The sequence below is a fragment of the Undibacterium sp. genome, from assembly GCF_030683615.1.
Classification (GTDB): domain Bacteria; phylum Pseudomonadota; class Gammaproteobacteria; order Burkholderiales; family Burkholderiaceae_D; genus Undibacterium; species Undibacterium umbellatum.
Window position 1 is genome coordinate 273,949 of record NZ_JAUXQE010000005.1, and the last position, 14,198, is coordinate 288,146.

General features: G+C 51.2%; 15 protein-coding genes. 10 read left to right on the forward strand and 5 right to left on the reverse strand.

The annotated features are described in order from the left end of the window. Window positions 1–216: 216 nt before the first annotated feature. Window positions 217–1,707, reverse strand: coding sequence for a deoxyribodipyrimidine photo-lyase (locus tag Q8K39_RS02510; RefSeq protein ID WP_305258155.1), 1,491 nt, complete (start codon window positions 1,705–1,707; stop codon window positions 217–219). Between the two features lie 84 nt (window positions 1,708–1,791). Between Q8K39_RS02510 and Q8K39_RS02515 the strand changes: the two genes are divergently transcribed. From Q8K39_RS02515 to Q8K39_RS02545, 7 genes are all read left to right on the forward strand, one after another. Continuing rightward, complete coding sequence (locus Q8K39_RS02515) at window positions 1,792–2,472, forward strand: YqgE/AlgH family protein (protein ID WP_186952124.1); 681 nt, start codon at window positions 1,792–1,794, stop codon at window positions 2,470–2,472. Continuing rightward, window positions 2,472–2,867, forward strand: coding sequence for a Holliday junction resolvase RuvX (ruvX, locus tag Q8K39_RS02520; RefSeq protein WP_305258156.1), 396 nt, complete (start codon window positions 2,472–2,474; stop codon window positions 2,865–2,867). Before Q8K39_RS02515 ends, ruvX begins: the two co-directional genes overlap by 1 nt. After that, entirely contained in the window at window positions 2,864–3,385 is a 522-nt protein-coding gene (pyrR, locus tag Q8K39_RS02525; protein ID WP_305258157.1) for a bifunctional pyr operon transcriptional regulator/uracil phosphoribosyltransferase PyrR, read from the forward strand. The genes ruvX and pyrR overlap by 4 nt, the downstream gene beginning before the upstream one ends. Further along, the gene (locus tag Q8K39_RS02530; protein ID WP_186952126.1) at window positions 3,378–4,349 is read left to right on the forward strand and encodes an aspartate carbamoyltransferase catalytic subunit; all 972 of its coding nucleotides are present in this window, start codon (window positions 3,378–3,380) and stop codon (window positions 4,347–4,349) included. Before pyrR ends, Q8K39_RS02530 begins: the two co-directional genes overlap by 8 nt. Before the next feature lie 7 nt (window positions 4,350–4,356). Next, window positions 4,357–5,643: a dihydroorotase gene (locus tag Q8K39_RS02535; protein WP_305258158.1), complete on the forward strand. Its 1,287-nt coding sequence runs from the start codon at window positions 4,357–4,359 to the stop codon at window positions 5,641–5,643. Between the two features lie 8 nt (window positions 5,644–5,651). Next, on the forward strand, window positions 5,652–5,972 hold the full coding sequence (locus tag Q8K39_RS02540) for a 1-deoxy-D-xylulose-5-phosphate synthase (RefSeq protein ID WP_305258159.1): 321 nt from the start codon (window positions 5,652–5,654) through the stop codon (window positions 5,970–5,972). 209 nt (window positions 5,973–6,181) lie between these two features. Further along, window positions 6,182–6,871 carry a 1-acyl-sn-glycerol-3-phosphate acyltransferase gene (locus Q8K39_RS02545; protein ID WP_305258160.1) on the forward strand — a complete coding sequence of 230 codons (690 nt, stop codon included), beginning with the start codon at window positions 6,182–6,184 and terminating at the stop codon, window positions 6,869–6,871. A gap of 381 nt (window positions 6,872–7,252) precedes the next feature. On the opposite strand, the gene Q8K39_RS02550 is transcribed toward Q8K39_RS02545, so the two are convergent. The 4 genes from Q8K39_RS02550 to Q8K39_RS02565 form a co-directional block, all read right to left on the reverse strand. Continuing rightward, entirely contained in the window at window positions 7,253–8,077 is an 825-nt protein-coding gene (locus Q8K39_RS02550; protein WP_305258161.1) for a symmetrical bis(5'-nucleosyl)-tetraphosphatase, read from the reverse strand. Window positions 8,078–8,084: 7 nt separating this feature from the next. Beyond that, the gene (gene hemH / locus Q8K39_RS02555; RefSeq protein WP_305258162.1) at window positions 8,085–9,191 is read right to left on the reverse strand and encodes a ferrochelatase; all 1,107 of its coding nucleotides are present in this window, start codon (window positions 9,189–9,191) and stop codon (window positions 8,085–8,087) included. Window positions 9,192–9,204: 13 nt separating this feature from the next. Next, entirely contained in the window at window positions 9,205–10,851 is a 1,647-nt protein-coding gene (gene recN / locus Q8K39_RS02560) for a DNA repair protein RecN (protein ID WP_305258163.1), read from the reverse strand. A gap of 122 nt (window positions 10,852–10,973) precedes the next feature. Further along, a complete protein-coding gene (locus tag Q8K39_RS02565; protein WP_305258164.1) occupies window positions 10,974–11,867 on the reverse strand; it encodes an NAD kinase in 894 nt (297 codons plus the stop codon). A 75-nt stretch (window positions 11,868–11,942) separates the two neighbouring features. Here Q8K39_RS02565 and Q8K39_RS02570 point away from each other — a divergent pair, with 75 nt between their 5' ends. Genes Q8K39_RS02570 through Q8K39_RS02580 form a run of 3 tightly spaced genes read left to right on the forward strand, consistent with a single transcriptional unit; the run spans window position 11,943 to window position 14,146 of the window. After that, window positions 11,943–12,629 carry an HAD family hydrolase gene (locus Q8K39_RS02570; RefSeq protein ID WP_305258165.1) on the forward strand — a complete coding sequence of 229 codons (687 nt, stop codon included), beginning with the start codon at window positions 11,943–11,945 and terminating at the stop codon, window positions 12,627–12,629. Between the two features lie 44 nt (window positions 12,630–12,673). Then, window positions 12,674–13,705 carry a heat-inducible transcriptional repressor HrcA gene (hrcA, locus tag Q8K39_RS02575; protein ID WP_186952136.1) on the forward strand — a complete coding sequence of 344 codons (1,032 nt, stop codon included), beginning with the start codon at window positions 12,674–12,676 and terminating at the stop codon, window positions 13,703–13,705. A gap of 57 nt (window positions 13,706–13,762) precedes the next feature. Next, window positions 13,763–14,146 (forward strand): response regulator transcription factor, encoded by a 384-nt coding sequence (locus tag Q8K39_RS02580; RefSeq protein ID WP_186952137.1) that lies wholly within the window; start codon window positions 13,763–13,765, stop codon window positions 14,144–14,146. Window positions 14,147–14,198: the final 52 nt, after the last annotated feature.

Below are 14,198 nucleotides of genomic sequence, written 5' to 3' on the forward strand. Positions count from 1 at the left end.
AAATGGGAAAGTCCGAAAACTCGCCTGCGGCTCAAACATCGGCCTTTCTCTTTCCATTTTCTGTGCTGCACAAATGGCGTCTACACATGGGAACTGCAAAAGTCAAAAGCAGATGCAACTGCAATAACAAAGTCAAAACCAACGGCAACGTCAAAACCAACGGCAACGTCAAAACCAGCATGCCCATATTGCTATCGGTATGAGTTCGACTAGCCGTCAATCATCCCCCTCATGCGCAGCTACCTTCTTCACCACAGCATACCGCGTCAAAGTCTGCTTGCGCGCCACATCATGCTCAACGAGTGGAAATGGATAATCCGTGCCTATCTTCACCCCAGCCTGTTCCAGCAATAGCGGTGCTGCATTCCACGGTGCATGGATACTGCGTTTGTCCAGTTTCGCCAGTTGCGGCAGGTAGCGTTTGATGAACTTGCCTTCGGCGTCGAATTTTTCTGACTGGGTGATGGGGTTGAAGATGCGGAAGTAAGGCTGGGCATCGCAGCCGGAGGAGGATGCCCATTGCCAGCCGCCGTTGTTGGCGGAGAGGTCGAAGTCGTTCAGGTGTTCGGCGAAATAGGCTTCGCCGCGGCGCCAGTCTATGCCCAGGTCTTTGATGAGGAAGCAGGCGGTGACCATGCGCAGGCGGTTGTGCATGTAGCCGGTCTGGTTCAGTTGCAGCATGGCGGCATCGACCAGGGGGTAGCCGGTGCGGCCTTCGCACCAAGCGGCGAAGTGGGCGTCAGCTTGGGGACCGGATTCCCACTCTATAGCGTCGTAGTCTGCCTTGAACGAGCGATGGGCGACATGAGGATGGTGATGCAGGATCATAAAATAGAAGTCGCGCCAGATCAGTTCGGACAACCAGATTTCTGCTCCGCGATTGGCAGAGATGCGTATTTGCCGCATGGCTTCCTGCACCAGTTGCCGTATCGATATCGTACCAAAGCGCAAATGGACTGACAGATAAGATGGCCCCTTGACCGCCGGAAAATCGCGTGATTGGTCATACAGTTTCATGCGGCCGACAAAGTCTTCTAGCAAAGTACGTGCGCCCGACATGCCCGCAGCAACTGGCATACGGCGCTCTGCGGCCTGCGCAAAACCCATTTCTGCCAGCGTAGGTATGGTTTGCGCTGAGATCGTGCTTAGCTTGTGTGCGTATTTTTCTATAGGGTAAGAGCGCGAATAAAAGTCGCTCCCCTCTGCATGAAATTTTTTCAGCCATGCATTTTTGTAAGGCGTGAAGACAGAGAAGGGGGTATTCGCCAGCGACAAGACTTCTGATTTTTCAAAAATAACCTGGTCTTTAAAGCTCAGAAATACACAATTTCGTTTTAATAATTCTTGCCTGATGGATTCATCCCGGGCCACTGCCTGTGGTTCGTAATCATGATTGGTGAACACGGCATCCACGCCAAGCTCAGCCACTAGTTGCGGGATAGCTGCTTCTGCCTTGGCATAACAGACCAGCAAACCACCACCCATTTGCTGTAGTTCCTGATCCAGTTCAATAATACTTTCATGAATAAAGGCCACCCGCCTGTCATTTTCTGGCAAATTGTCTAATATTGTTTTATCGAAGATGAAAGTGCAGTAGACCTCGTCACTTTGCCGCAGGGCATGGTACAGGGCAGCATGGTCAAAATTTCGCAGGTCGCGGCGGAACCAGACCAGGGAACGCGGGTAATGGACTTTATTTTCTTGCATGATCTGTCTGATGGTGTGGTCAAAACGCAGTGTGGCACCTTAGCACACATCGAAAATACACGCTAAAAATGCTAAAATGTGACCATGGCGAAGCAAACAAAATCACTACATACCAATCTGCACGACGATGCAACACAGTCGGCCCCGAAGACATCCAGACATAAATTCCAGGTGAAAAGCGAAGACGATAACAATTTGGAATTGAATTTAACCAATCATTTCCTGATTGCAATGCCATCCATGATGGACCCCGTCTTTGGCGGCACGGTGATTTATCTATGCGAGCACAGCCCACGCGGTGCCATGGGCATGGTCATCAACCGTGCCATCGAGTTGACGGTGGCTGGCCTGTTTGACCGCATAGACCTGAAGCTGGAAATCATTCCTGATTCCCACCCCATAGGCAAACGCCCAGTTATATTTGGTGGGCCGGTGCAGGACGACCGTGGCTTTGTCCTGCATACCCCTGTCGGTGAATATTCATCTTCATTAAAAGTGACCGAAGAGATCGCCTTCACCACCTCACGCGATGTACTGGAAGCCGTGGCTGCCGGTGACGGGCCCGAGCAAGTCCTGATCAGCGTCGGTTATGCCGGCTGGGGTGCTGGTCAGCTGGAGCAAGAGATACTGGCCAATGGCTGGCTGACCGTCGCTGCTGATGCGCGCATCCTGTTCGATTTGCCATTGGAAGAACGTTTTGCCGCCGCCATCAAATTACTGGGTATAGACCCACTGATGCTGGCATCCGAAGCGGGGCACGCCTGATGGCTGCAAGCGAAGGTACGATACTCGCCTTTGATTTTGGTTTAAAGCGCATAGGCGTTGCAGTTGGCAATACCTTTTTACGCCAGGCTGAAGCACTCAGCATCATCCACGCCCCTACCAATGACGGCAAATTTGCTGACATCACCAGGCTCATAGAACAATGGCAGCCCGTGTTGTGCGTGGTGGGTTTGCCCATGCATCCCGATGGTGCCGACAATGAAATGACACAGCGCTGCAAGCGCTTTGCCAACCAGCTCAATGGTCGCTTCAATCTGCCTGCCGTGCTGGTCGATGAACGTTATACTTCCGCTGTACTCTCAGGCTCGCGTGGCGAGTTCATCGATGACGATGCGGCTGCCCTTATTCTGCAACAATATTTTGATGAAATGCCATGACTACCACGACGACTAATGCTGCCCAGCTTGATGCAGAGGCCCTGTATCAGCAGCTACTGGAGCAAATCAGGCCACATGCGCTGGCACAAGACAAACTTGCCATCGTTGGCATTTATTCAGGCGGTGCCTGGATAGCCGAGCGCCTGGTGCAAGACCTGGGCTTGCCGAATAAAGCGGGTCGTATTGATGTCTCTTTTTACCGCGACGACTATGCCGCCAAGGGCCTGCATGCCGAAGTCAAACCTACGCAAATTCCTTTCGATGTCGATGGCGCACAAATCATCCTGGTAGATGACGTCTTGTACACAGGCCGTACCACCCGCGCCGCCATCAATGAATTATTCGATTATGGCCGTCCGGCCCGCATCATGCTGGCTACCCTGGTAGACCGTGGTGGCCGCGAATTGCCGGTGGCTGCTGATTTTGTAGCCCATACCGCCTCATTTGAACCCGCCGTCTCTGTCAATCTGCAACGTGCAGATGACGGCACTTTCAGCATCTCTGTCGACCATGCATAATCCCCAGCTCAATAAACACGGCGAACTCCAGCATTTGCTGACGATAGACGGCTTGCCGAAAGCCATCGTCAACCATATTCTCGATACCGCATCTTCTTTCGTCAGCGTCAGCGACAGGGAAGTCAAAAAAGTGCCTCTGATGCGTGGCAAAAGCGTCTTCAATCTGTTCTTTGAAAACTCTACCCGCACGCGCACGACTTTTGAAATTGCCTCCAAACGTTTGTCGGCAGATGTCATCAATCTCAATATCGCGGCTTCCAGTACCAGCAAGGGCGAGTCCCTGCTCGACACCATCGACAATCTGGCCGCCATGCATGCCGATATGTTCGTCGTGCGTCACGCAACTTCCGGCGCACCTTTCCTGATCGCCAAGCATCTGAATGACACTAAACAGCATCATGTGCATGTGGTGAATGCCGGTGATGGCCGCCATGCCCACCCCACCCAGGGTTTGCTGGACATGTACACCATACGTCACTACAAAAAAGACTTCACCAACCTGACAGTCGCGATTGTTGGCGATGTCTTGCATAGCCGTGTTGCCCGTTCCGATATTCATGCCCTGACAACCCTGGGCGTGCCGGAAGTGCGCGTGATAGGACCACGTACCTTGTTGCCAGGCGGCCTGGATCAGATGGGCGTGCGGGTATTTAACAACATGGATGAAGGCCTGAAAGGCGTCGATGTCATCATCATGCTGCGCCTGCAAAATGAACGCATGAGCGGTGCCTTGCTGCCTTCAGCACAAGAATATTTCAAGAGCTATGGCCTGACACCAGAACGCCTGGCGCTGGCAAAACCAGATGCCATCGTCATGCACCCCGGCCCTATGAACCGTGGTGTGGAAATTGATTCTGCCGTGGCCGATGGCCCGCAGGCAGTGATACTGCCGCAAGTGACTTTTGGTATCGCCGTGCGCATGGCTGTCATGAGCATCGTTGCAGGCAACAGCGGCGGGGTATGAGGAGAATATGAAGATACATATCAAAAATGGCCGCGTGATTGATCCGGCAAGTGCTACCGATGCAGTACAGGACGTGTTTATTGCTGCTGGCAAGGTCATCGCCATAGGCCAGGCACCGGCCGACTTTGTCGCCAATAAAACTGTCGATGCCACAGGCTTGATCGTCACCGCTGGCCTAGTCGATCTCAGTGCCCGCCTGCGTGAACCTGGCTTTGAATACAAGGCTACGCTTGAATCTGAATTGCAAGCTGCCATGCGCGGCGGTGTCACCAGCCTGGTGTGTCCGCCAGATACTGACCCTGTACTTGATGAATCTGGCCTGGTAGAAATGCTCAAGCAAAGAGCACGCATGCAAAACAAGGCGCATGTCTATCCGCTGGGTGCGCTGACCGTCGGTTTGAAAGGCGAATCCCTGACCGAGATGGCTGAGCTGACTCAGGCAGGCTGCATAGGTTTCTCACAGGCTGAAGAAACCATCGCCAATACCAATACCCTGCAAAGGGCACTGGATTACGCCGCCACCTTTGGTTTTACCGTCTGGTTGCGTCCGCAAGATGCCTATATAGGCAAGGGTGGTGTTGCCCACAGCGGCCCACTGGCTTCACGCCTGGGTTTGTCTGGTGTACCTGTCATGGCTGAGACGATTGCCTTGCATACGCTGTTTGAACTCATGCGTGCCACTGGTGCCAAAGTGCATCTATGCCGTATCTCTTCCGCTGCCGGTCTGGAACTGGTGCGCAAGGCCAAGAAAGAAGGCTTGCCGCTGACCTGCGACGTTGGTGCCCACCATGTACATCTGACGGATGCCGACATTGGTTTCTTTGATTCCAATGCCCGCCTGACCCCACCCTTGCGCAGCCAGCGAGACCGTGATGCCATTTCTGCGGCATTGAAAGATGGCACCATCGATGCGATATGCTCAGACCATACACCGGTCGATGATGATGAAAAACTGCTGCCCTTTGCCGAAGCGTCGCCAGGTGCTACTGGCCTGGAATTATTATTATCATTAGCATTGAAATGGGCAGAAGACAGCCGTGGCGAAGTCAGCCTGACACTAGCACTGTCCAGGATCAGCCAGCATGCTGCCAGAGTGGCAGGCGTGCCCGCCGGGCAAATCGCTGTTGGACAGGCCGCTGACATCTGCATCTTTGATCCTGCCACACGCTGGAAGGTTGAAGCCAGGGCCCTGGCCAGCCAGGGCAAGCACACGCCATTCCTGGGTTATGAATTGCCGGGTGTGGTCAAGGCGACGATAGTGTCGGGGCATATTGCGTTTGATACATTGCATTAACATCGAAGATGAAAAGTAATCAGCTTACCCGTGGCGAACAAAGACGCGTCATGTATGTGGAAAACAAGAACGGCTTGAGCGATAGCGTCGCTGCACGCATAGGTTGGGTTGAGTTTTCCAAAACAGGAAGAACAGTTTACTTCCGTGGAAAGTCCTTGCAGGCATGTGCTGGAGGTGGAATTTCCGGTAATTTTATCGACGCCGATACCCGCGAAGAATATTGGATTTCAGGCGTCAAAAAACGCGGTTCCAATGTGCATTATGCGGAATCAGTGAGTGTCTTGATCGATGAAGATGCCGAAGAAGAAGTGGCAAGGCTGCGTGCCTGAAGCAGGCTGAAGTCGTGATCCAAACTGCTCAGTGAGAAATTCGTTCGATCGAGTGGGATGAGTGGGAGTAAAGGCGCGTATAGCCTTACTCCCGCTTTTGTTTATTCAGCTTCGCTATTATTAATTGTTACTCTACGTGAGTATTTTTGTGAGTCCGTATGATCGTTTGGCATTTTTTCCGGATATTTCTCCATCTAACGGCAGGTCTGATGACTTGCGCCGTGATCTTTCCGTTTTCTTCTGATGCCAGGCGTGACGAGCTGGTTCGTCGCTGGTCGGTCAAATTGCTGGCCATCTGTACTGTAGATGTGACTTTTAAAGATAAAAGCGATGGTGCGGTGAATGCGTCGGCGATGATCGTGTCCAATCATGTTTCCTGGCTGGATATTTTTGTCATCAATACCCTGCATCCTTGTCATTTTGTTGCCAAGTCAGATATCCGCAACTGGCCTTTGCTGGGCTGGTTATGTGAAAAGGCCGGTACGATTTTTCTGGTGCGTGGCAGACAGCGTGATGTGCGCCGTATTTATGAAGGCCTGGTACATCAGATAGAAGCGGGCAAGCGTATTGCGTTTTTCCCTGAGGGCACGACAGCTGCACAAGGTAATCTGCTTTCTTTTCACGCCAACCTGTTTGAGGCGGCAATAGAAGCACACGTGCCTGTACAACCCTTTGTTGTCCGCTATCTTGATGCGCAAGGGCAGTTCCATGCTGCGGCTGATTTTATTGGCGACATGACTTTTGCAGAGAGCATGCGCATCATCTTGCTGGCACCACGCATGACGGCAGAACTGGTACGCCTGCCTGCCATTCCTACAGAAGGTGCGCACCGCAGAGAAGTGGCACAAGTGGCGCGTGCAGCTGTGATGAAAGAATTAGGACTGAGTGACGAAATTTGATTTACTTTAATTTAGATCGATAGCTTTACTCATCCGTATTTTTGAAGCGCATCATTACCAAAACATACAAGGGTATAGCGATCAGCGATATGGATTGTGCCCAGAAATTTTTGTCGTCCTTTTCTACGCATAGAATAGAAATATTTGAACACAAAAATGTAAAAGAAATTACTCCGGCAACTGCGAGAATAAAAGCCAATAAAACGGAAGTTAACCCGAAAAAAAATATAAGACCGTAGCCGCTACCATCTTTCGTCGCACGGCCAATAAATATTGAAATTACCACTCCCAACAAGATCAATATGCCTTCGTACCAAAATATGCTCATATTAAATTTAATCAGGTCGAGCTAACTATTTTATAAAAATACCTATGGTACTTTTATCCCGGCTTTTGCTGCTGCGGACAATCAATCTGCACAACTTGCCTGTCTTCCAGCGCGACAGCAGTCAGCTTGCCGCCCCAGACGCAGCCTGTATCAAGGCTGATCAGATTGTCACGCAAGATCAGGCCCAGGGTAGACCAGTGGCCAAATACGACAGTGGTTTTTTCACTGGCGCGTGGCAGGTCAAACCAGGGGGCAAAGCCTTTTGGTGCGCTGTCCAGGCCATCTTTGCTGTCAAAATCCATGACCCCATCTGCACTACAAAAACGCATCCGTGTCAGTGCATTGATGATGCAGCGTGACCTGTCATAGCCTTGCAAATCATCATGCCATTGCGCCGGAGTGTTGCCATACATATTGCGTAATAAATCTAGCCATTCCTCACTGCGCAGCTGCGTTTCTACCTCATGTGCCAGCTTGATGGTTTGCTTTGCTGACCATTGCGGGAAAATGCCTGCATGCACCAGCAAATGCTGATGCTGCAAAATCGCCAGAGGCCTGTGTCGCAACCAGTCCAGCAATTCCTCACGGTCTGGTGCTTGCAGGATATCGTCCAGGGTATCGCTGCGGTGTGCCTTGCGTATGTCATGCGCAACGGCGAGTAAATGCAGGTCATGGTTGCCGAGCACGGATTCTGCCCATCCAGCGATTTGTAAATCACGTATCAGGCGTAGGCTGGCCAGTGATTTTGGGCCTCGATTGACCAGATCTCCGGCAAACAAATACTGGGCATGTGGCTCGGTCTGCTCTATCTTGCTGAGCAGGTTTTGCAACTGGTCGGCACAGCCTTGTATGTCACCGATAAAATAAGTCTTTGCCATTGCTGCCTCAGGGCTCTCCACCCAGGCGTTTGGCTTCTGCCCGGCTGATCAGTGCGTGTTGCTTTTGCTCTTCGCGCACGCTGGCAGTGATCATGGTAGGCCAGCCTATCAGGTGCTGTTCTGCAATTTCAGCCAGAGCGCGCATCCAGGCCGGTGATTCATTCAGACAGGGGATGTAATTGAATTCCTTGCCGCCCGCTTTGAGAAAATCATCTTTTACTTCCATGGCGATTTCTTCCAGGGTTTCAAGGCAATCCGCAATAAAGCCGGGGCAGACCACGTCCAGCCTTTTTATACCTTCTTTTGCCAGTTTGACGACAGTCGGCGCGGTATAGGGTTGCAGCCATTCTGCCCGCCCCAGGCGCGACTGGAAGGTGACGATATAATCATCTTTACCCAAGCCCAGTCTGTCTGCCAGCAGGCGGGCAGTCTTATAGCATTCACAATGATAGGCATCGCCACGCAGTAAAAAGGCCTTAGGCAAGCCATGAAAGCTCATGATCAATTTTTCTGGCCGCCCATGGGTTTCCCAGTGATTCATGATGGACAATTTCAGTGCCTGAATATAACCATCATTGTCATGGTAGTTTTTGATAAAGCGCAGTTCTGGCATGTTCCTGACTTGCTGGTAATGCTGTGCCACTGCGTCAAAATTTGAGGCCGTTGTGGTGGCAGAATATTGCGGGTAAGCTGGAAGTATCAGTATGCGCTCACAGCCATCTTGCTTGAGCTTTTGCAAGACATCGGGTATGGAAGGTGAGCCATAACGCATGGCATAGGCAACCTGGACTTCATGGCCGCGTTCACCCAGATATCCCTTCAGCAATGATGCCTGCTTTTGTGTGTGTATCTTTAGTGGTGAGCCATCCTTGGTCCAGACGGAGGCATATTTTTTTGCAGACTGGCCAGAACGGAAAGGCAAAATGATGCCATGTAAAATCAGCCACCAGATCGGACGTGGCACTTCGACTACGCGCCTGTCCCACAAAAATTGTTTGAGGTAGCGCCGTACTGCCGATGCCGTTGGTGCATCTGGCGTACCGAGGTTGATCAGCACTACGGCTGTCTTGGCGATTTTGCCGTGTGAATATTCAGGTTCTTTAAGGAAGCGCATGATGTATTTTTTCTTAGGATGCCAGTAATTCTCTGGCGTGTTTGCGCGTAGTCGCCGTAATTTCTATGCCTCCCAGCATGCGGGCGATTTCTTCCACTCTTTGTTTATTGTCGAGTGCTTCTATCTGGGAAACGGTTTTGCCATTCTGGCTGGCCTTGCTAACCTGGAAGTGCTGGTTAGCCTGGCTGGCCACTTGCGGCAGATGGGTCACGCACAAGACTTGCCTGTCTTGCCCAAGGCGTTTCAATAGGCGTCCAACCACTTCAGCCACGCCACCACCTATGCCGCTGTCAACTTCATCAAAGATCAGGGTAGGGGTGGCAGTAGCGCAGGAGGTGATGACAGAAATCGCCAGCGAGATACGCGCCAGTTCGCCGCCAGATGCGACCTTGGCCAGCGGCCTTGCCTGCACTCCGGCGTGGCCTGCCACCAGGAATTCTACTTGTTCCAGGCCATAAACGGCTGGTTCAACCGGGTTCAGGGCGACCGAGAAACTGCCACCGCCCATGCTCAGGTCCTGCATGGCTGTGGTGACTGCGCCCCCCAAATCCTTGGCGACTTTTTGCCTGGTCTTACTGAGTTTTTGCGCGGTCTGCAGATAAGCAAGCCTGGCTTTTTCTTCCTGTGCTTTCAGCGCATCCATATCGGTCGCATTTGACAATTGCGCCAGTTGCGCAGACAGCGTGGCGAATTCTTCATGCAGCTTTTCTGGTGCAACGTGGAAGCGCCTTGCCGTGGTGTGTATCGCTTCGACGCGGTTTTCCACGACGCGCAAACGGGCAGGGTCAAGTTCAGTCCGGCTCAGATAATCGTTGAGGGCATAAGTGGTTTCCTGCAAATTGATGCAGGCAGATTCCAGCGCATCAGTGACGGGTTTCAACGCAGCATCATAGGCCAGCAGTTTCAAGAGTTTTTGCTGAATGGCTGTCAGTTGAGACAAGACAGGATGTTCGGATTCAGAGATCAAAGCGGCTGCTTCCTGCCCGCCTTCCAGCAGACTGGCTGCATGGGCGAGGCGGGTATGTTCCTGGCTGATACTTTCCCATTCGTCCGGTTTGATCTGCAATTTATCGAGTTCACCGACCTGCCATTCGAGGCGCTCGCGCTCTTGCAAGACGCTCTTGGCATTGATTTCAAATTCTTCGCGTTGTTTGCTGATATTGCGCCAGGCGCGGTAACGCAAGCCAACTTCATTGACTTGCTCTTGCAATCCGCCTTGCATGTCCAGCAAATCGCGCTGTGCTTCGGTTTTCAACAGTGATTGGTGCGCATGCTGGCCATGGATATCCACCAGCATATCTCCTATCTCGCGCAACTGGCTGGCTGTGGCGGTGATGCCATTGATCCATGCCTTGGAGCGGCCTGCATTATCGATGGTACGGCGCAAGATCAGCGGTTGGTCCTGGTCAAAGAACTCATGTTCTTTAAGCCAGACGGCGAGTGTTTCATTGACGGCAAATTCTGCACTGATATCAGTTTTGCTGGCAGATTCGCGCACCATGCTGGCATCACCCCTGCCACCCAGGGCCAGGGTCAGTGCATCGATCAGGATGGATTTGCCGGCACCGGTTTCTCCGGTCAGCACACTGAAACCGGAAGAAAATTCAAGCTCCAGCGTATCGACAATGACAAAATCACGAATGGCAAGCGTGCGCAACATAATGGGCAGACATGAAGGAATTTGTTAAAAAACCGGCGCTGGAAAGTATCAGCCAGCTTAGCGAAATCGCTATTCTAGCAACAGCCTGTGACTTCTGTGTTCGTAAGAGTGGGCGAAAAACCTTAATTCAGTGCGCCCTCTACGGATGGATATTCATTCCAGTGCAGTTTCTCGCGCAAGGTGTTGTAATAATTCCAGCCTGGGGGATGCAGGAAAGTCACCGTATGGGCAGAGCGGTTGACGATAATCCTGTCCTGATGCTGCAGGCTGGCAAAATTTTGCATATCAAAATTCAGGCTGATATCGCGCCCGGCCACGATGGTAATCACGATTTCGCTACTGTCTGGCAAGACTATGGGCCGGTTCGATAAGGCATGCGGGGCAATCGGCACCATCGCAATGCCGGACAGACTGGGGTGTAACAAGGGGCCACCGGCAGAAAGTGCATAGGCGGTAGAGCCAGTCGGTGTTGAGACAATAAGGCCGTCTGAACGCTGGTTGTACATGAAATGCCCGTCTACTTCTACTCTCAATTCGACCATGCCTGAACCAGCGCCACGTGATACGACAATGTCATTGAAAGCCACGCCGCTGAAAATCTGGTTGCCATCGCGTGTGACAATGGCCTGCAGCAGGCTGCGACGTTCTGAGACATATTTGCCATCCAGCATTTCCGAAATGACTGGGATCATGCGGTCCAGTGCAATATCAGTGATGAAGCCCAGCCGCCCCTGGTTGATGCCAATCAGGGGAATATTATAGGGTGCCAGTTGCCGAGCTATTCCCAGCATGGTGCCGTCACCACCAACCACAATGGCCACATCCGCCAGCTTGCCTATCTCTGGTACTGGCATGCTGCTGAACTCGCTTAATTGCGGGTATTGTGCCGTTTCTGCTTCGATGACGACACGATGCCCTGCGCTCGCGAGGAAATTGGCCAGTTCCTTAATCGAGTCAGCAATGCCTGCCGCGTTAGATTTTCCAACAAGTGCAATTGTTTTGGCCTGTACTGTCATAAACAAGGGTAGGGTGACATGATGGCTAAGATTAGAACATAATTAGGGCATCTATGAATGGAATGAGTGCTCCTTATGGCAATTAAAGCAGTTTTGCTGGATCTGGATGATACTTTGTGGCCGGTTGCGCCGGTAATTCGCCATGCCGAATCGGTTTTGCAGCAATGGATGCATGAACATGTGCCCGTCGTTGCGCAAAATTATAATGTGGAAGAATTGCGTGAGCGCAGGAATCTGTTGGTGGCGAGCGACCAGCGTTTTCAATACGACCTATGGGCCTTGCGTCATACCTTGCTGAAACAAGTATTTGATGAGCATGGTGTTGCAGCCGAAAAAGCTGACCATGCCATGGCGGTATTTGCCGATGCGAGAAACAAAGTGGACTTGTACAGCGATGTCAGGCCCGCTTTGGAAGCCTTGCAAGAAAAACTGGCCTTAGGCACGGTCTCGAATGGCTTTGCGGATTTACAGGCGATAGGTCTGGCCCATCATTTCAAGGTGTCTATCGCTGCCTTTCGGTTTGGTTGTGCCAAGCCTGATCCCAGAATATTTTTGGCTGCTTGTCAGGAGCTGGGGCTGGAACCAGCAGAGGTCTTGTATGTAGGCGATGACTTATTGCTTGATGTGCAAGGTGCACAACAGGCGGGATTAAAAGGCGGCTGGATGAACCGTCAGGGTTTAAAAATTGAAGATGAGCGCCATCTCCATATCAAGCCCGATGCAGAATTTGCCAATCTGCATGAGCTGACTTTTTGGCTATGAATTTTTCTATGTTCATGTCAGTCATGAACGCATAAAATGAAACCATGCACCTAGATATCCGCGCACAAACTTTATTAAAAGCCCTGGTCGAGCGTTATATCGCTGATGGCCAGCCTGTGGGTTCCCGCGCCTTGTCAAAAATATCCGGCCTGGAATTATCGCCAGCGACGATACGCAATGTCATGGCAGATCTCGAAGAAATGGGTTTCGTCGCTAGCCCGCACACTTCTGCTGGCCGTATCCCTACCCCCAGAGGGTATCGCGTTTTCGTCGATAAATTGCTCACTGTGCAAGATATTCATGGAGGCGACATGGATACTCGCCTGCACTCCAGTCTGCAATCTCCTATGAATGCGCAGTCGCCGCAAAAGTTGATTGCCAATGCAGCGCAGATATTATCGTCTCTGTCTCAATTTGCCGGTGTTGTCATGACACCACGTACAGAGTCGATGTTCCAGCAAGTTGAATTTTTGCGCCTGTCAGAAAAGCGCATCTTGCTGGTAGTTGTTACTCCAAGTGGCGAAGTTCATAATCGTCTTTTATTGACGGATGTTGACTATACACCTACCCAATTGGTGCAGGCTGCCAATTATCTGAATCAGAATTTCGGTGGGCTGAGCTTCAGCGACGCACGTTCGCGTATCAATAGCGAGTTGCGGCAATTGCAGAATGATATGACCAGGCTCATGCAAGCCGCCGTCGAAGCTGGTAGTAATGCCATGGATGAGGATAATGATGAAGTCGTCATCTCTGGCGAGCGCAATTTGTTGAATGTGCAAGATCTGTCTTCAAATATGGGGTCATTGCGCAAATTGTTTGATATGTTTGAACAGAAAAGCAGCCTTATGCAATTACTGGATGTCTCCAGCAAGGCAACGGGCGTACAGATATTCATCGGTGGTGATTCGCAACTTGTGCCGATGGAAGAAATGAGTATAGTCACTGCTCCCTATGAGGTGAATGGCAAGATAGTGGGTACCCTGGGCGTCATCGGCCCCACCCGCATGGCATATGAAAGGGTCATACCCATCGTAGACATTACGGCAAAATTATTATCTAATGCATTAAGTCAATAAGGCACGATGTCAATTGGCGATGCGTGTAAGTAAACATTCATCCGAAGCAGGGTTGCTATGGAAAAGAAAAACGCAAAGATTTTATTGATTGATGACAATGATGTAACCCGCGAAGTGCTCAGGGTTATATTGCGCAGTGAGGGGTATAACGTTGTCGGCGAAGCAACTGATGGCGGTAGTGGTTTGGAATTGGCGCTTAAACTAAAACCAGATTTGATCATGCTTGATATTGTCATGCCAAAAATCAGTGGCACAGAAATTTTGCCTCGTATAAGGGATTTGCTGCCAGATACCAGAGTGCTGATGGTGACCGCAAATAAGGATCAGGAAACGATTACAGAGGTCGTTAAAACAGGGATACATGGATATATCCTAAAGCCATTTAATGCGCAAAAAATTATTGATACTGTGGCCGGGGTGGTAGGCAAGATCAATAGATAGACGTATCAGAAGATTTTCAGTCAATTGATACGTCTGAAAAAAGAAGCACGTT